At 59.0% G+C, this 17,898-nt stretch carries 10 protein-coding genes; 2 read left to right on the plus strand and 8 right to left on the minus strand.

Annotated elements, in window-relative coordinates:
- Positions 1-124 precede the first annotated feature (124 nt).
- Positions 125-6,136, plus strand: coding sequence for an alpha-2-macroglobulin (locus HQL98_10450; GenBank protein ID MBF0272471.1), 6,012 nt, complete (start codon positions 125-127; stop codon positions 6,134-6,136).
- 74 nt (positions 6,137-6,210) lie between these two features.
- Positions 6,211-8,472, plus strand: coding sequence for a penicillin-binding protein 1C (pbpC, locus tag HQL98_10455; protein ID MBF0272472.1), 2,262 nt, complete (start codon positions 6,211-6,213; stop codon positions 8,470-8,472).
- On the opposite strand, the gene HQL98_10460 is transcribed toward pbpC, so the two are convergent.
- The 8 genes from HQL98_10460 to HQL98_10495 all read right to left on the minus strand — a co-directional run bounded on the left by HQL98_10460 (position 8,432) and on the right by HQL98_10495 (position 17,854).
- Positions 8,432-8,860: a response regulator gene (locus HQL98_10460; protein ID MBF0272473.1), complete on the minus strand. Its 429-nt coding sequence runs from the start codon at positions 8,858-8,860 to the stop codon at positions 8,432-8,434. The genes pbpC and HQL98_10460 overlap by 41 nt on opposite strands.
- Positions 8,861-8,990: 130 nt before the next feature.
- Positions 8,991-11,267 carry a GspE/PulE family protein gene (locus HQL98_10465; GenBank protein MBF0272474.1) on the minus strand — a complete coding sequence of 759 codons (2,277 nt, stop codon included), beginning with the start codon at positions 11,265-11,267 and terminating at the stop codon, positions 8,991-8,993.
- A 24-nt stretch (positions 11,268-11,291) separates the two neighbouring features.
- Complete coding sequence (locus tag HQL98_10470; GenBank protein MBF0272475.1) at positions 11,292-11,693, minus strand: holo-ACP synthase; 402 nt, start codon at positions 11,691-11,693, stop codon at positions 11,292-11,294.
- Complete coding sequence (pdxJ, locus tag HQL98_10475) at positions 11,690-12,424, minus strand: pyridoxine 5'-phosphate synthase (GenBank protein MBF0272476.1); 735 nt, start codon at positions 12,422-12,424, stop codon at positions 11,690-11,692. The genes HQL98_10470 and pdxJ overlap by 4 nt, the downstream gene beginning before the upstream one ends.
- A gap of 14 nt (positions 12,425-12,438) precedes the next feature.
- Positions 12,439-12,963, minus strand: a complete 525-nt coding sequence (locus tag HQL98_10480; GenBank protein ID MBF0272477.1) for a chemotaxis protein CheD — start codon at positions 12,961-12,963, stop codon at positions 12,439-12,441.
- A gap of 13 nt (positions 12,964-12,976) precedes the next feature.
- Positions 12,977-13,630: a hypothetical protein gene (locus HQL98_10485; protein ID MBF0272478.1), complete on the minus strand. Its 654-nt coding sequence runs from the start codon at positions 13,628-13,630 to the stop codon at positions 12,977-12,979.
- Positions 13,631-13,651: 21 nt separating this feature from the next.
- Complete coding sequence (locus tag HQL98_10490; GenBank protein ID MBF0272479.1) at positions 13,652-16,312, minus strand: response regulator; 2,661 nt, start codon at positions 16,310-16,312, stop codon at positions 13,652-13,654.
- An 18-nt stretch (positions 16,313-16,330) separates the two neighbouring features.
- Positions 16,331-17,854 carry a response regulator gene (locus tag HQL98_10495; GenBank protein MBF0272480.1) on the minus strand — a complete coding sequence of 508 codons (1,524 nt, stop codon included), beginning with the start codon at positions 17,852-17,854 and terminating at the stop codon, positions 16,331-16,333.
- Between the last annotated feature and the right edge of the window lie 44 nt (positions 17,855-17,898).

The raw sequence follows: 17,898 nt of genomic DNA on the forward strand, positions 1-17,898 counted from the left end.
GATTGTTTTTCCGGTGGCAGGCCAGCAGGGGGAAAGACTCCCTGGCCTTGAAGGTTGCGAGGATGATATAAAAGCAAAGTGAAGCTTGCTGGACGTAACGCGCAACCTTTATGGATCCGGATCCATGCCCAATACAAACCCGCTTTTCCCCTTTGTCCACTCCGCCTTTCGTGACATCCGGAAAGGCAAGCCTCTGTCTCTTCTGGCCATTGCCGTGCTGATCTGGTGTCTGGTCACAGGGGTTGCCCAGGCCCAGGACCATAAACCAGACAATCCCCCCCCGGTCCAGATCGAAAACTTCACCCCGCAAGGTCTGCTTAAAACCAACACCCGGCAAGTAACGGTACGCTACAGTCAGCCGATGGTGCCTTTTGGCGTCTCCAGACAGACCACACCCCCTTTTGCGGTGAATTGTCCCGTGGCCGGACAGGGCCGCTGGCTCGACAGTCGCAACTGGCTGTATGAATTCGATCACGATCTGCCCGCGGGCGTCCGGTGTATTTTCACCCCCCGATCCGAGCTGCGCGGCCTCGACCAGCAGCCGGTGAAAGGAGAACCATCTTACCGTTTCATCACCGGCGAACCCGCCATTCTGTCTTATATTCCGTATCAGACCGTCACCGAGGATCAGGTTTTCATTCTCGCCGCCAACACGCTGCTGGACAGGAAATCGGTTCAGGCCCATCTGTATTGCGACATTCCCGGCATTGGGGAACGGATCGGAGTCCGGTTGCTCAGTGGGGATGAACTCCAGACCCTCTTAAAAGTCCAGGGCTATTTTGCCAACTCCCATCTGGACAAACTGATGTCCGGTGGCCGTGGCCCCCTCTACGCCAGTCGTTTGCCGAAAAATGCCACCCCGATGGACCAATGGCTCGCCATGGCCACCTGGGACGACTCCCCGATCGTAGCCGCCCAGTGTCAACGGCGTCTTCCCAACGATACCGGCTTCGATCTGGTGTGGGACAAGGGGATCCGTTCCAAAGGGGAGATCGAATCCAGCAAACCGCAACGGCTGTCATTCAAGGTACGTTCCCCGTTCAGCGCGACCTTTGAATGCAGTCGTGCCAACAAGAACGCCCAATGCATGCCGATTCTGCCCATGACGCTCCATTTTTCCGCCCCCATCTCCCGCGAAGATGCCCTGCGGATTCGGCTCAAAGGCAGAAACGGCACCCTCTATCCTTCGACGCTGCAACGGGATCTGAACGACAAGAAAAACACCACAGACACCCAGTCCTGGGAAAATCAAATCACGCTGCCCGGTCCTTTTCCGGTGGAAGAGACCTTCACGCTGGAGATCCCCCCCACCCTCCGGGATGACGCGGGGCGCGCTTTGCTCAATCAGGACCGCTTTCCCCTGAAGGTCCAAACCGATCCGACGCCCCCCCTGGCCAAATTTTCCGCTCCCTTTGGCATCATCGAGGCCAAAGGAGGGGCCATGCTCCCCGTCACCCTGCGCAACCTGGAGTCCCTGTTGCCCCTGGACCCGGAACATCCAGGTTCCGAAGCCCGGGAACCCGACGCGACATCCCCGGTCAGTCCGGGAAGCACGCCGACTCCATCGGTCACGGATTCCGGGCCAGAACCCTCGGAAGTGCGGGGTCATTGGCTGCGTGTGGACAATCCCTGGGAGTTTGTCTCCTGGATGTCACGGGTGGACAAGGCCCGCAGTCACAAAAAAGAACCCGACGACAACGACGGGGAAGGCGAAGCCGCCCAAAACGCCGCGGATGACACCCCTCCCCATCGGCCTGGAGAAATTTCGGTCTTCGAGTCCCTGAAATCGGATCCACAAGCCAAACTGGAGACCTTTTCGGTTCCCAGACCCGGAGGCGGTAAACCATTCGAGGTGATGGGCATTCCCCTGCCCGGTCCCGGCTATTATGTGGTGGAGTTGGCGAGTGATCGGCTCGGCGCCTCGCTCCATGGGGAAAACAAACCCTATTACGTGCCGACCGCGGTGCTGGTTACCAATCTGGTGGCCCACTACAAACGGGGGGAGTCCTCTTCCCTGGTCTGGGTGACCACCCTGGATGAGGGCAAACCGGTGGCGGGTGCCCAGGTATCCATCACCGATTGCGCCGGCACGCCGATCCACGAGGCATCCACCAACGCCGAAGGGGTGATGATTCTGCCGAATCCCGTGCCCCTCAACAAAAACCCGCCCCAGTGCGAAAACAACGCATTCGTCATTGTCGCCAAGTCGGGTGAAGACTCCACCTTCACCCTTTCGTCGTGGGACAAGGGCATTGAACTCCATCAATTCAACCTGCTCACGACGGATCCGCTCCAGACGAGTACCCATTTCACCACCATTTTTGATCGTACCTTGCTGCGGGCTGGCGAAACCGTCTCCATGAAACATATCGCCCGCCAGTTGGTGGCCAAGGGATTTGCTCAGCCGAATCTGCGCGACGGACCCAAACAGGCGCGTATTCGCCATCAGGGCAGTGAACAGATCTATGCCCTGCTGCCCCTGGAATGGGACGACCACGGAGTTGCGGTGCAAAGCTGGTCGATCCCCAAGGAGGCCAAATCCGGCCATTACGTCGTCGAATTGATCTCCCCCACGATCCCGGAGGCCATGATCCCCATCTCCGGCTCGTTCCGGGTGGACGCGTTCCGGGTTCCCACCATGAAGGCCACCATCGCACCCGCTCCCAACGATCCAACCGATTCGGGCCGGGTTTCGTTCGATCTTCAGGCGCACCATCTTTCCGGCGGCGCAGCCCGGCAGTTGCCCGTGCAACTGCGGGGCATGCTGCAACCGAAAACCATCGCCTTCGACGACTACGAAGAATTCCAGTTCGCCAATGGCCCGGTTCGGGAAGGTATCGAAAAACCCGAAGGAAACGCCGCAGCCGATGGCGAACCGGAAAAAGGGAAAAACAAAATCCTGCCGGTGCAATCCCTGATCCTGGACAACGCCGGCAGTGCCCGTGCCAGTTTCTCCGGACTGGCCCCCACCACCACGCCTCAAACCCTGCTGGCGGAAATGGAGTTCCAGGACGCCAACGGCGAACGGGTGACGGCGTCCACCCAAATGACCCGCCTGCCATCCGGAATCGTGCTGGGCATCAAGACCGACAACCTGCACGAAGGTGAAAACCGTTTGAAAGTCCAGGTGGTGGCCCTGAATCCCCAGGGGAAACCCATGGCCAGGGTGCCGGTTTCGGTGGATCTTCTGCAACGCCTGAACTTCTCCCATCGCAAACGGTTGCTCGGCGGCTATTATGATTATGTGCATCACCAGGAGGTCAAACGGGTTGCCGAATTCTGTTCCGGCATCACCAACGCCTTGGGGCTGATCTTTTGTGAAGGACCGGTCCAGGTGGATGGCAATGTGATTCTGCAAGCCAAAGCCGTGGATGCGAAAAATCAACCCGGTTATGCCAATACATCCCTGTGGGTCTACAAGAACGAACAGGTCTGGTTCGATGTGGATCACCACAACCGCATGGATGTGCTGCCGGAAAAATTGGAATACGATCCGGGAGAAGAGGCGGTACTGCAATTGCGCATGCCTTTCCGGGAGGCCACGGTGCTGATCACGGTGGAACGGGAAGGCATCCTGGAGAGTTTCACCCGTACCGTCACCGGGGAAAATCCCACGGTGCGGGTGCCGATCCGGGGCCATTTCGCGCCCAATGTGTTCATTTCGGCGCTGGCGGTTCGGGGTCGGGTCACCGGGGTCGAACCGACTGCGGTGATTGATCTGGGAAAACCCGCCTTCCGGTTGGGTTATGCCAAACTCAAGGTGGGCTGGAAAGCCCATGAACTGACCGTCAAAGTGTCCACCGATCAGTCGGTGTGCAAAATCCGTGATACGGTCACCGCAACCATCCAGGTGACGCCTCCCGCCGACCGTCCGTTACCGGCGGATGCGGAGTTGGCGGTGGCGGTGGTGGATGAGGGCTTGCTGGAACTCAAACCCAACGATTCCTGGAACCTGCTGTCCGCCATGATGCAAAAACGACCGATCCAGGTGGAAACCAGCACCGCCTTGGAACACGTGATCGGACGACGCCACTTCGGACGCAAATCTTTCCGCCCCGGCGGCAGCGGCGGACGTCTCACGATGGAACGTCAACTGCTGGATACCCTGCTGCTCTGGAAAGGCCGGGTCAAACTCGATCCCCATGGTCGCGCCCAGGTCACCATCCCGGTCAACGATCAGCTCACCTCGTTCCGGGTGGTGGCCGTGGCCCATGCCGGCACCGATCTTTTCGGGACCGGTGCCACCTCGTTTCGCACCACGCAGGATCTGATCCTCCATTCCGCCCTGCCTCCGCTGGTGCGGGAACAGGATCGCTTCCAGGCCGGATTCACCGTGCGCAACAGCAGTGCGCGCCCCCTGACGATCCAGGTGCAAGCCACCTTGTCCTCTCCGCCGATTGCCGGTGTCGCCACTCCCCCGCAATTGCCCTCCCTGCCCGTCATTCCCATGACCCTGGAACCCGGAGCCAGCCAGATGGCCAGTTGGGAAGTGACGGTGCCTCTCGATATACGGCAGCTCAACTGGCGTCTTGCCGCCAACGCCGAAGGGGCGGAAGATCATCTCAGCGTCTCCCAGGAGGTGATTCCGGTTCATCCGGTCAACGTGATGCAGGCTGTCGTGCATTCGGCTGAAGCCAAACTGGAAATCCCCGTGCGTCCACCCGCCGACGCCCTGCCCAATCGGGGCGGGGTGCGACTTCAGGTGCAAGACCGTCTCACCCAGGATCTTTCCGGGGTGCGGGAATACATGGCGGCCTATCCCTACACCTGTCTGGAGCAACGGGTCTCCAAGGCGGTCTCCCTGCAAGACACCAACCTCTGGCAACAATTGGCCTCCGCCCTGCCCACCTACCTGGATGCGGATGGACTGGCCAAATTCTTTCCCCGTCTCGAACACGGCAGCGACGCCCTGACCAGCTATCTGTTGGCCATCAGTCACGAAACCGGCTGGACCATTCCGGAAGAAACCCGCAAGAAAATGATCGAGGGGCTGCAAAAGTTCGTCCAGGGCAAAATTTCCCGTCGCTCCCCTTTGCCTGCGGCTGATCTCAATCTGCGCAAACTGGCTGCCCTGGAGGCCATTTCACGGTTCCAGACGGTCGCCAACGAAGCGTTAAGCTCTCTTTCCATCGAGCCGCGCCATTTGCCCACCTCCGGGGTGATCGACTGGCTGAATCTGCTCAACCGCACCCCCACGCTGCCCAACCGTACCCAACGACTCCAGGACGCCTCCCAGAACCTGCGCAACCGTCTCTTGTGGCAGGGCACAACGGTCAGTATGGCCAACGAACCCAACGACTCCCTGTGGTGGCTGCTGGTCTCCGCGGAAACCAATCTCAACCGCTTGCTGCTCGGTGTGCTCAACGACCCGGCCTGGAAGGAGGATCTGCCCAGACTGGTGCGGGGCACCTTGACCCGACAGGTCAAAGGCCATTGGGCCTCCTCTCCCGCCAACGCCTGGGGCGTGGTGGCCATGCAACAGGTGGCCAAACGTCTGGAGTCCGACACCATCACCGGCACCAGTCAGGCGGAACTGGCAGGTCATCGACTCGACTTCACATGGCAGACCAACCCCCATGGCACCACTCTGGACCTCCCCTGGCCCGCCCCCTCCGACCCTCAAACCCTGCTGTTCAGCCATCAGGGCACCGGCAAACCCTGGGTGACCCTCCAAAGCCGGGCCGCCATTCCGCTGCAAAAACCCATGGCCAACGGCTACACCATTCAGCGCACCATCACCCCGGTCGTCCGCAAAACCGAAGGGGTCTGGAGCCAGGGGGATGTGATGCGGGTACGGCTGGAGTGCGAAGCCCAGAACGATATGGGCTGGGTGGTGGTGAACGATCCGATTCCGGCGGGCAGCGCGATTCTGGGTTCGGGTCTGGGTCGGGATTCCGTCATTCTCGATCAGGGCAAAAACGAATCGGAATCCAGACGCGCCACCTTTGAAGAACGCCGTTTCGATGGCTTCCTGGCCTATTATGAATGGATTCCCAAGGGTCGGTGGCGTGTGGAGTACACGGTGCGTCTGAACAATCCGGGCACCTTCAACCTGCCACCGGCCCGGGTGGAGGCGATGTATGCCCCGGAATGGTTCGGAGCCACCCCGCTGGAACCGGTCGTCGTCCAACCATGACCTGGAAACACCGGCAGCGGATTGTCCGGGTCGTGATTCCGCTGGTACTCGTGACTCTGGTCTCGTTCGGGGTGATGGCCGGTGGTTATACCCGTTGGTGGCGGCCCGGACCCGCAGCAACCGACGCCGCCCCGTTGACCTTCACCCAGGTCCGGGAGCAGTTTGCCAGCAGCGACGCCTGGCTGTTGGATCGTCATGGCGCGCCTTTGCACCTGTTGCGGGTGAATGCCCAGGGTCGCCGGCTGGAGTGGGTTCCGTTGGAACAAATCTCTCCGGCCATGATCCGCATGGTGCTGTTGGCCGAGGATCGCCGTTTTTTTGACCACAACGGCGTGGCGTGGTCCGCTGTGCTGGGATCCCTGCGGGATCGTGTGCTGTCGGACATTCGCCGTGGAGCCAGCACCGTGACCATGCAACTGGCGGGATTGCTGAATCCTGTATTGCGTCCGCTCCGGGGACGCCGGGACTGGCCCCAGAAATGGTCACAGATGCAGGCCGCCTGGGGGCTGGAATCCGCCTGGAGCAAGAACCAGATCCTGGAAGCCTACCTGAATCTGGTCACCTTCCGGGGGGAGTTGCAGGGAATCGGGGCGGCCAGTCGCAGCCTGTTCGGCAAGCACCCGGGTGGATTGTCGACCTCCGAAGCCCTGCTGCTCACGGCCCTGATCCCGGCGCCCAACGGGTCCGCCCCCAGAATCGCCAAACGGGCCTGCACCCTCGCCCGCCATCACGATCCGGAGATCCCCTGCGCTACCCTGGACGAGATGGCGCATCGTCTGCTGCGGGGTCGTCTGCCGGCGATCCGCCATCCGGACAACTGGGCCCCCCATGCCGCCCGACTGCTCCTGGAACCCCTGAAAGAGTCGGATATCACCGCAATCGCGCCCATTCGTTCCACCCTGGACGCCCCCCTGCAACGGCTGGCCGGCGATCTGTTGAACGCTCAATTGCAGGATCTGGCCAATCATCAGGTCAAAAACGGCGCCGTGCTGGTGGCCGACAATGCCAGTGGAGAGATTCTGGCTTATGTGGGGGGCGGAGACAATCATCCCTCCACCCGTTATGTGGATGGGGTTCGGGCCGTGCGTCAGGCGGGATCGACCCTCAAGCCGTTTTTGTATCAACTGGCCATCGAGCAACGCCTGATCACCCCGGCCTCCCTGCTGGACGACTCCCCGGTGGAACTGACCACGCCCACGGGCGTCTATGTGCCCAAAAACTATGACCACACCTTCAAGGGATGGGTCAGCGCCCGAACCGCGCTGGCCTCATCCCTCAATGTGCCCGCCGTGCGCACGCTGCTGCTGACCGGTCTGCCCCCCTTCATCCAACGATTGCGACAACTGGGTTATGACCAGCTCCAGCGGGAAGGGGAATATTATGGTTACGCGCTGGCCCTGGGATCGGTGGAGGTCTCCCTGTGGCAACAGGTGGCGGCCTACCGCACCCTGGCCATGGGCGGGAAATACATCCCGTTGCGGTTGCGTGCGGATCAACCGATCCCGGCGGAAAAACCAGTCTCTTCGGCGGCCTCTGCCTTTTTAGTGGCGGACATGCTCGCCGATCCCGTGGCCCGCAGCATCACCTTCGGCCTCCACAACCCCCTGGGCACCCCGTTTTGGAGTTCGGTCAAAACCGGCACCAGCAAACAGATGCGGGACAACTGGTGCATCGGTTTCAGCCACCGTTACACGGTCGGGGTCTGGATGGGCAATTTCGAGGGTCAACCCATGCGGGATGTCTCCGGAGTATCCGGATCCGCCCAGATATGGCAGGGATTGATGCTCCACCTGCACCCGCCAGACGACAACCAGAATCCACCCCTCCCCCTGACGCCACCGGCAGGGGTCACACAGGTGACGACCACCTTTCATCCCCCGTTGGAGCCGCCCCGACAGGAGTGGTACCTGACCGGCACCGAGATGGGCGACATCCACCTCAATGACATCGCCTCCCGCCCTCCCCGCATCACGGAACCCGCCGATGGGAGCATTCTGGCCCTGGACCCGGATATTCCTCCAGGCCATCAACGGCTTTTTCCGCGCATGGAACCGCTCCATCCGCGCCACCACTGGCGCATGGATGGCCAACCCCTGGATGTCTCCCGGGAAGGATGGACGCTGACCTCCGGACCGCACCACCTGGAACTTCTGGATGAACACGACACAATCGTGAGCAGCAGCCGTTTTCAGGTCCGGGGACAAGAGACGACGCAACGGGGAAGGGCAAGGCCAAGGGGAGGGAGGATCCAAGCTTTTCCAACCCGACCGGCGGATGAGGGGGAGGCCAACCGCCCTATTTCTTCAGATCCTGTTTCCACCAATCCTGAGGAATGAGCTTGAGTTCGCTCAGCTTCACCAGCAGTTTGGCGCGGCTGATGGGTTTGTTGAGATAATCCGTACAGTGACCTTGTTCCAACGCCTCGACGATCTCCGACTGGGCATCCACGGAGGTGGTCATGAGGATGACGGTTTCCGGATCATGAGGATTCCGGAACTCCTGTTCCATAGCCCGCATTTGCTTGAGGGCTGCCTGTCCATCCATGACCGGCATCACGATATCCAGCAAAACCAGATCGTAGGGCGATCCGTTGCGCAACGCCGTCTCGAAGAGATGGACCGCCTCCTGGCCATTTTTCGCCATGTCGCATTGGGCATAGGATGTGAGAAAACGCGCCAGGATGATGCGGTTTTCTTCAATATCTTCAACGATCAATACGTTCATTTTCAAGATGACCCGGTCGATCAGGAAGTGATGACAGATTGTCTGCCGTTGAAACGATGTCAATCAACAGACCTGTGGAATACAGCAAGAGTATAAGCTAGCGCATTTTCAGAAGATGTCAAATCTTTCCTTACTCTGTGGCCACGCGGAAGAGCTGGGAAAGATCGATCATGCCCTTCAAGACCTTGGCCACGCCATCCTGGATCAGGGTACGCATGCCCTCCTGAACCGCCAGCGCCCGCAACTCCTCCGCCTTGGCCCCATTGACGATCAAGGATTTCATGTTTTTGCTGGCCACCAGCAACTCGTGTACCCCCACCCGTCCCTTGTAACCGGTTTTGCCGCATTTGCCGCAGCCGCCGGGACGATACAGCACCGTTGTTTCACGGGTCAGGCCCATTTCCGGGAAATACGCCTCGCCGTACAGACGCATCAGGCGTTTCCACTCCTCTTCGTCCGGTTTGTACTGTTGTTTGCACTCCCCGCACAAGGTCCGCACCAGCCGTTGCGCCAGAATGCCCAACAAGGCGTCGGCGAAGTTGAGGGGATCCAATCCCAAATCCAGCAAACGGATGATGGTCTCCGCCGCCGAATTCGTGTGCAGCGTGGAAAAAACCAGATGCCCGGTCAGGGAGGCCTCGATGCCGCTGTGAGCTGTCTCCTTGTCCCGCATTTCACCGATCAGGATCACATCCGGATCCGCGCGCAAAAAGGATCGCAAAGCCATGGCAAAGGTGAAACCGATCTTGTGATCGATTTGCACCTGTTGCAACCCCTGCTGGGTGATTTCCACCGGATCCTCGGCGGTCCAGATTTTCCGGTCCGGGGTGTTGATGCGACCGATCACCGCGTGCAAGGTGGTGGTTTTTCCCGATCCGGTGGGGCCCACCACCAGCAAAATTCCCTGGGGAATCGTGACCAGACGATCCAACTCCCGATGATTGCGCTCGGAAAGGCTCAATTTGTCGAACGGCAGTCCACCCCCTGTGGCCAGCACCCGCAGCACCGCCGCCTCACCGTAAACCGTGGGAATGGTGGCCACCCGCAACTCCAGGGGTTGGCCCTTGACCTTGACCACGATTTTGCCATCCTGGGGTTTGCGCCGTTCCGAGATGTCCAGGCGGGCCATGATCTTGATGCGCGACATCACGGCCCGCATGTGGGTGGCGGGAATCTCCAGAGCCGGACGACACAAACCGTCAATGCGCAACCGCACCATCGAGGCGTTCCGCCCGGCACCCGGTTCCACGTGGATGTCGGACGCTCCCGCCCGATGGGCATCGATGATCAGACGGTTGACCAGTTGGATCACGGTATTTTCGTTTTCATTGATCTCCCCGGCCTCGGTTCCCTCGTCGATGCCGCCACCGTCCACGACATCCTCTTCCTCCAGTTTGCCCGCCAGACCGTGCAGATAGGACGAAACCCCGCCGCCGCCCAGATACTGCAACACATCCTCGGCGAAACCGACCCGAAAGATGTATTTTTTCGCCGGCAGCGCCCGTTGGATCTCCATCTGCCGACTCATATCCGTGGGATCGTCGATCAGAATCAGGATCTCTTCGTTGAGTTCACCGGCCAAAGGCACCCAAAGCTGTCGCCGTAAATAGGACATGTTGAGGGTTTTCAACAGCTTTTTGGGCGGGATGATATTGGGGTCAAACCGCATGAAGGGCAAAAGATAATAGCTCTCCAGGGAGGCGGCCACCAGATCGGGGGAGATTTTCAGCTCGTTGACCAGCAGAAAGGGCATGGTCACCCCCTCTTTTTTGGTCCGTTTGCTCAACTCCTCCAATTTTTCTTGGGTCAACAGATTGAGCCGGATCAGGTATTCATAAGGCGCGGCAGTGCCCTCGAACTCCTGATGAAATTTTTTGCCCAGGATGGCCGCCAGATGACGGGCGAAGATCAGGTCGGAATCGGAAAAACTCCCCCCACCCACCTTGTTGATCACCTGCAACACCCCCAACAAAGGGGGACCGATCCGAATCGGAATGGCCATCACCGCCCGGGTGCGAAATCCGGAGCGTTGATCGAAGCGGGCGTCGAACCGCAAGGACTTGTGAATATTGATCAGAGACTGGGTGTCATAGACATCGGCAATGTTCACGGCATTGCCGCTCACCGCCACATAACCGGCCACGGAGTTGGCCGTCAGGGGCACCCGGATTTCGAGCAGTTCGGTGCCGCTTTTGAACTTCGCGATGATCTCCTGTCCATCCCGGGCGTTTTGATAGATGGTCAGCCGCTGGGCCTGGAGAAATTTGAGAATGTGCTCTTCGAGTTCCGGCAGCACCTCCGAAAAGGTATGGGCCGCTTCGATGCGTCCCTTGATCTCGTCGAACAGGGTCTGCTTGATGGCGGGCAGTTGGGGAAGTTCGTCGGTCGGGAACAGAAGTTCGGACATGGATCAACCTGAAATAATAAGCGGTTAATGGCCTTCAAGAATGACGTAGGCCAGGGCGAATCCGCTTTCATCGGCCAAGGAAAGATGAATCCGCGTCGTCCCGACCCCATGGGTGGAGCCGAGTGCCTGCAACCGCCTGGCCCCTTCCCCGGTCACGGTCATCACCGGTCTGCCCAAAGGATCGTTGAGGATTTCCACATCGGTAAACCAGATTCCGTCACGCATTCCGGTGCCCAGGGCCTTGACCAGGGCCTCCTTGGCCGCGAACCGCTTGGCCCAACAGGCGGAAGAGACCGCTTTGCGTGTACCGCAGAGTTGCTGTTCCGCCGGAGTGAAGACCCGCTGGATGAAACGATCGGCATGACGACTGAGGATGTGTTCGATCCGCTCGATGGAAACCAGATCCGTGCCAATACCCAGAATCACGAATGCCCGCCCACGGCTGCGCGCATCAAGCGTTTCATTTCGCTCACGGCAGCGGCCATGCCGTCGAACAGGGCGCGGGCGATGATGGCGTGACCGATGTTGAGTTCCGTCAATCCGTCGATGGCGGCGATCTCCTGGACATTGTGGTAATGGAGACCATGACCCGCGTTGACCATCAATCCCAGGGAACGTGCCAGCTCCACTCCGTGACGAATCCGGTCCAACTCGTGCTGCTGGCGGACCGGATTCACACATTCGGCGTAGGCTCCGGTATGCAATTCCACCACAGGCGCGCCCACGGCCACGGCGGCACGGATCTGTTCGGGTTCCGGATCGATGAACAAAGAGACCCGTACCCCGGCGGCGGCAAGCCGTTGGGTCGCTGCGCCCACGGTTTCCAGATTGCCCAGGAGGTCCAATCCCCCTTCGGTGGTCAACTCCGCCCGCTTTTCCGGAACCAGACAACAATCGGTGGGACGCCAGCGGCAGGCCAGTTCGATCATGGAAGGGGTAACGGCCATTTCCAGATTGACTTTGGTCTGGGTGGTCTCCAGCAACAAGACCACATCCCGTTCCTGGATGTGACGACGATCCTCCCGCAGATGGACCGTGATCCCGTCGGCCCCGGCCCGTTCGGCCACCAGCGCCGCCGCCACCGGATCCGGATAACGCCCCTGCCGCGCCTGCCGCACCGTGGCGATGTGATCCACATTGACCCCGAGTTTCAACATCTTCCCTGCTCCCTTCACAGATTTTCCAGGCGTTCCAGCTCCTGGATCGACTTGCGGATGCGCTTGAGTTTGATCTCGCCGCTGTCGGTATAAAAGACGATCTGCCGCGCCCAGGGACCGCTCACATCCGACGCGGTCAGATGGAGCCGACTGACCCGGATGAACTCCATGGCCGTATCGACGTTGCGTTTTCCCATGCTCAACATGGGATTGTCCCGAGCCGCCGGGAGATTGGTGAACATCATGCCGCCACCGAACAGTTTCACCTCCAACTCTTGACGGGAAACCCCCTTGTGATCGAACCAGGCCAGCATGAACTCCAAGGAACACTGAACATGATCCCCCAGTTCCCGACAGATCTTCAATCCCGAATCGGAGCGCGGGCAATAATGGACCGGTTTGCGCGCATGGCAAATCGCGCCCTGCCGGAGACGGGAATGGTAAAACGTGATCGACACACAAGAACCGAGGACCGTATGCACCTCCGCCGGTGCGGTACCGATGAACAGTTCTCCTGGATCGAGCCGGATGATTTTCATAAGGTTTCCGGCCTCAGGCCATGTGCATGGCGATGAAGTGGTCGATTTCCGTTTTCAGCAACGGCAGACCGTTTCCATCCATCCAGGTCAGCAGAGAACCGGTCACCTCCTTGCCGGTCAAAGCGAAATCCACACGCAGCATCAACAGGGGCCGATCCTCCTCACCGTTGGCGTCCTCCAACGCCAGATAGGCGGGCAACGCCTCCGGATCCCCACGAAAAAAAATCGGTTTCTCCCCGACGATTTCCGATCCGAACAGCAGGCTCAAGGAACTGGCACAGGTATACAATAAAATTTCGCCGGTCAATTGCATGGATTCGGCTTCCACCAGCGCCGCCATGGATTCCGGGAGCGGTCCCCCGTGCAAGGCATCGAGAAAATGACCCAGATCCGCGGCCCGCACCAGCAACACGGCCATGCCCGGTATGGCGTGCCCCTCGGAAAAAACCAGTCGGTAACGCATGCCCACCAGCCCCACAGCCATGCCGTACATATGCCGGATATAATCCGAAATGGATTTTTCGGTCAGCATGGAAAAACAGGGCACGGACAATTCGATTTCCGCATCCACCATTTCACTCAACGTGGCAGCGGTCATGCCAAAGCTGATGTTGAACAGCTCCTTGAAGGCGTCTTCTTCCACTTCGTCCAGGAGGAGAGGTGACATGCCAGTTCCCGCTTGCACGTATCAGGAGGAGTGGGAAAGCCGGGTCCGCTTTTGGAAAATTTCCAACATTTTCCAATGGATGATCGGAGATTCCAGCAGATCGGCCCAGCTCAGCCGCACCAGTTCTCCGGCCTCCTGCGCCCGAAACCGACTGGGGCAGGGCAAACGCTGCAAATATCCCCATTCGCCAAAGAATCCACCCGGCTCGATCATCTCCAGATGCTCTCCCGAGACACTCTCCATGGCCACCCGTCCCTTGACCACCATCCAGAGTGTGGGGGTTTCCGCGGCCAGATCAATCTCTTCTCCTTCCTTCATGGGGAGGGTGACCAGGGATTGGGCGATGCGGGCCAGAAAAACAAACGAAGTCTGTTCCCCGAAAAGCCAAGTGTGGCGCAAAAATCTGACTTTTTCCAAGACTTTCATCAGTTTGCCATACAGGCCGCTGTTTTCCAGAAAAATCTGGAACTGCCGGACCGGAAAACGCAACGCCGCACTGTGGGAGAGGGCGCGGTAACTTCCTTCATCCTTCAAGGTTTCCGGAAAGATCAACTGCAACCCCATGAACGCCCCGAATCCCAAGTGATAGCGAATCCCGAAATCCGAATCCAGATAAACCACATCCCCGGAGACGGTCATTTCCACATATTCGTTCCGGTCCCCCTCCCAGCGAATGAAAGAGCCGGCGTTGTATTGCACGATGGGACCATTGATCAACATGCGGATGTCGTCGTCGGAGATTTCCGGGAACAGCTCCCGCAGATAATAAAAGCTCCGTTGCCGCCGGTAATCCTGTTCGCCGGGGATCAGGATATCCAACGATCCGAACATGGCCTCCGAACCGATTTCCATCTCTTCGGTGGTCAGATCCCGGGACAGATGGGCCAAAAGCAACCGTTTGGAGGGGTCGCCGCGGAAATCCTGCGCCATGCCATGAATCATGCCGCCACCGATGTCGAGTTTTTTCAGATCGGCTTTGAAATGGTAGTTGTTCTTGATGGTCTGGATCTGCTCGGGAGAGACCGCAAAAGGCCCCGGAACCGCCATCCGGTCCAAGACCGCAAAGGAGGTCAGGTCGGTCCAATGGGCATAGGTGCGATACCCGTCATCGGCCAAGGCGCGAAAAACCAGCAGCGAGGTTTCCACCGGATGGGGGGAGTAGATGGGTCGCACCTCCAACCCACCCACCTGATTCCAGACATCGAACTCCAGGTCGTGAATCTCGAAGAATTGATGAAATTTATCCTCCTCGAAGGACATGAGGGCCGCGAACTTCTTGGCCACCGAGGAGCGCACCATGGGGGTGGCGTAGTATTTCAAGCGGCGGTCGGTCTGGATCAGGGCGGGCAGGCCGGCGAAGTGATCGTCGTGGGCATGGGTGTGGAAGATCCCTTCCACCTCGCTGATGTCGATACCCAAGGCGCTCAAAACATTCAGCACCCCGGGAATGGCGTCGATGAGATAAAACCGCCCCTGAAACATCAACACACTGCTCATGCTGGGACGTTCCGAGTCCCATCCATCCCCTTCGCCGGTGTGCAACACCGCGAAATAGTGGCGATGAACCCGATGATATCCCAGGGGATACGGGGATTTGTAGACCGCATCCTTGGAAAGGTTCAAATCGATTTCCGCGCTTTGATGCCGGAACGTGAAACGAAAACGGTTGCAGCCGACCCGTTGGATTCCCACCCCGTTGCGGATTTCCTGGGGCTTGTCGCTGACCATCAGGGTATCGAGAAACTCCGAAGGCTCACGGATCTTGCCAAAGGCGAACTGCAATTTGATGCGCATCATCATGTCGGCGGTCTCGTCATCCAGACCCGCCTGGATCAACTCCTCCCGGGACAACCCGTAATTGCCCCGATGGATATAGGCCAGTTGCGCCTTGACCTGATCCTCCGCGCCGATGAGCATGGGTTTGATGCCGGTATTGTTGGGATGGCCGGGAATGATCATCCCCTGACGATACAGCATCTGGAGTACCGGGAACTCCGCCATGTTGGCAAAGCCGCCGTTTTGCACCAACAGATCAGAGAGCAGAATGACATTCGGCCCGGTTTCAAAGTTGACCCCGTTTTTGATGGCCGGCGCGTTCAACCCCTTGAGCATCAACAGCTTGACCACTTCGCTGGGACATCCGCACAGGATGTAGAGTCCGGCTTCCGGGATTTGCAACCAGAAGACCCCCGGCCCCACCTGGATGGTCAGCAGATTGCCCATGCTGGCCCGCAGGGCCTCCTGGGCCTTTTCCAGTTCCAGGGTCCGTTCCTGGACCTGCTGCTCCAACAGACGACTTTGATCCGCCAAAGCCAGATGGGTCCGCAAGCGCACCCGCAGAATCGCCGGATTGATGGGCTTGAAAACATAATCCACCGCGCCCATGGAAAATCCCGCCGCCTCGTCGCCGATCTGATCGAGGGCGGTGACGAAAACTACAGGAATATGACGGGTGACGGGATTTTCCTTAAGGCGACGACACACCTCGAAACCATCCATTCCCGGCATCATCACATCCAGCAGGATCAAGTCGGGCTGGGGATCGCTGCCGGCCCGTTGCAGCGCCTGTTCTCCATTCTTGGCCACCACGATTTTGTACTGATCCCGCAACAATCCGGTCATCACGTCCAGATTGGACTTTTCGTCGTCAACGATCAGAATCCTGACTTGTCTGTCTTGCATGGTCCAAACTCTCGTGGCCTAACTGCCGTTTTTTGCGAATCTGCTCTGATATTCCTTCCAGATTTCCAGCACTTTGCGGCGGATCTCGGGAAACGGGGTATCCTTGCGCAGGGTGTATCTGGCGCCCTTGGCCAGACAAAGTGTCCATTTTTCCTGATCCAGGCACGAGGTCAACATGATCACGCAGGCATTGGGATCCTTGGCAAAAATGGCTTGCAAGGTTTCCATGCCATCCATCACCGGCATGGTGATGTCGCAGATCACCAGATCGGGTTTCAGGGATTGATACAGTTCCACCCCTTCCCGTCCGTTTTCCGCCTCACCCACCCACTCGAATCCTTCTTCGGCAAAAGCCTTGCCATACATAAGCCGCAACGCATAATCATCGTCGATCAACAGCAGCCGCAGAGGCTTTCTGATGAGGGGCGACGTGAACAGTTTGACTCCCGGGGTCTCCTGCCAGTCTCCGGGGAAAAAACAGGTAAAGATCGCGCCGCGATCCACATTGTTGGCGACCACGATTTCTCCATGATGGGCATCGACAATCCTTTTGACAATGGAAAGTCCCAGCCCGGTACTTTTTTCCCGGGCCGTTGGCCGGGTACTCAATTTCTGGAAGGCCTCGAAGAGGCGATGACGCTCCGTGTCGGGAATGCCCGGCCCCTGATCCACCACCTGAAAGTATACCTGATTGTTGCCGGTGCCGACCCGCACCTGCACCTCGGAGTCCGACGGGGTGAACTTGATGGCGTTGCTGAGCAGGTTGTCGATCACCTGGGCCAGACGATCCGGATCCAGAGGGGTTCCGGGGGTTTCTGTCAGTTCGGTCCGGATCGTCACCCCCTTTTGACGTGCGGCGAACTTCAGGATTTCGACGCGCTCGGCCACCAGACCCGACAGATCGCACCGTTGTTTGTCCAGCACGAAATGGCCACTTTCGAGGGTGGTGACATCCAGCAGGTCATGGATCAGTTTCAGCATCTGACCCGACACATCGTGAATGGTCTGAATGAAGCTGCGTTCCTCGGTCTCATCCAGTTCCATGGTCAACAGGATCTCGCTCAACCCGCTGATGGAGTTGAGCGGATTGCGCAGATCATGGGCCGCCATGCCCAGAAAACGATTCTTGATCTCGTTGAGTTCGATCAGATGCAACCGCTGACGCTGCAAGGCAAGCTGGGTCTGAATGCGGGCCAGGGCAACCGCCGGTCGGAACGGCTTACGGATGAAATCCACCGCCCCCACCGCCAGACCTTGGGTTTCATCCTCTTCCGACTCCTTGCCGGTGATGAAAATGATCGGAATGCCGGAGGTCTCCGGGTCGGCCTTCAGGCGACGACACACCTCGAAACCATCGATATCCGGCATCACGATGTCCAGCAGGATCAAATCGGGTCGGGGGATGACCTTGGCCCGTTTGATCGCCTGTTCCCCGTTTTTGGCCACCACGGTCTTGCAGGCATGCTCCAACAGTCCCACGAGCACATCGATATTGGTGGTCTCGTCATCGACGATCAAGATTTTGGCTTGATCTTCACTCATGACCGCGCGCATGCCTGCATCCATCATCTATTTAAGGTTCCCAG

The organism is Magnetococcales bacterium, from assembly GCA_015231755.1.
Lineage (GTDB): Bacteria > Pseudomonadota > Magnetococcia > Magnetococcales > Magnetaquicoccaceae > Magnetaquiglobus.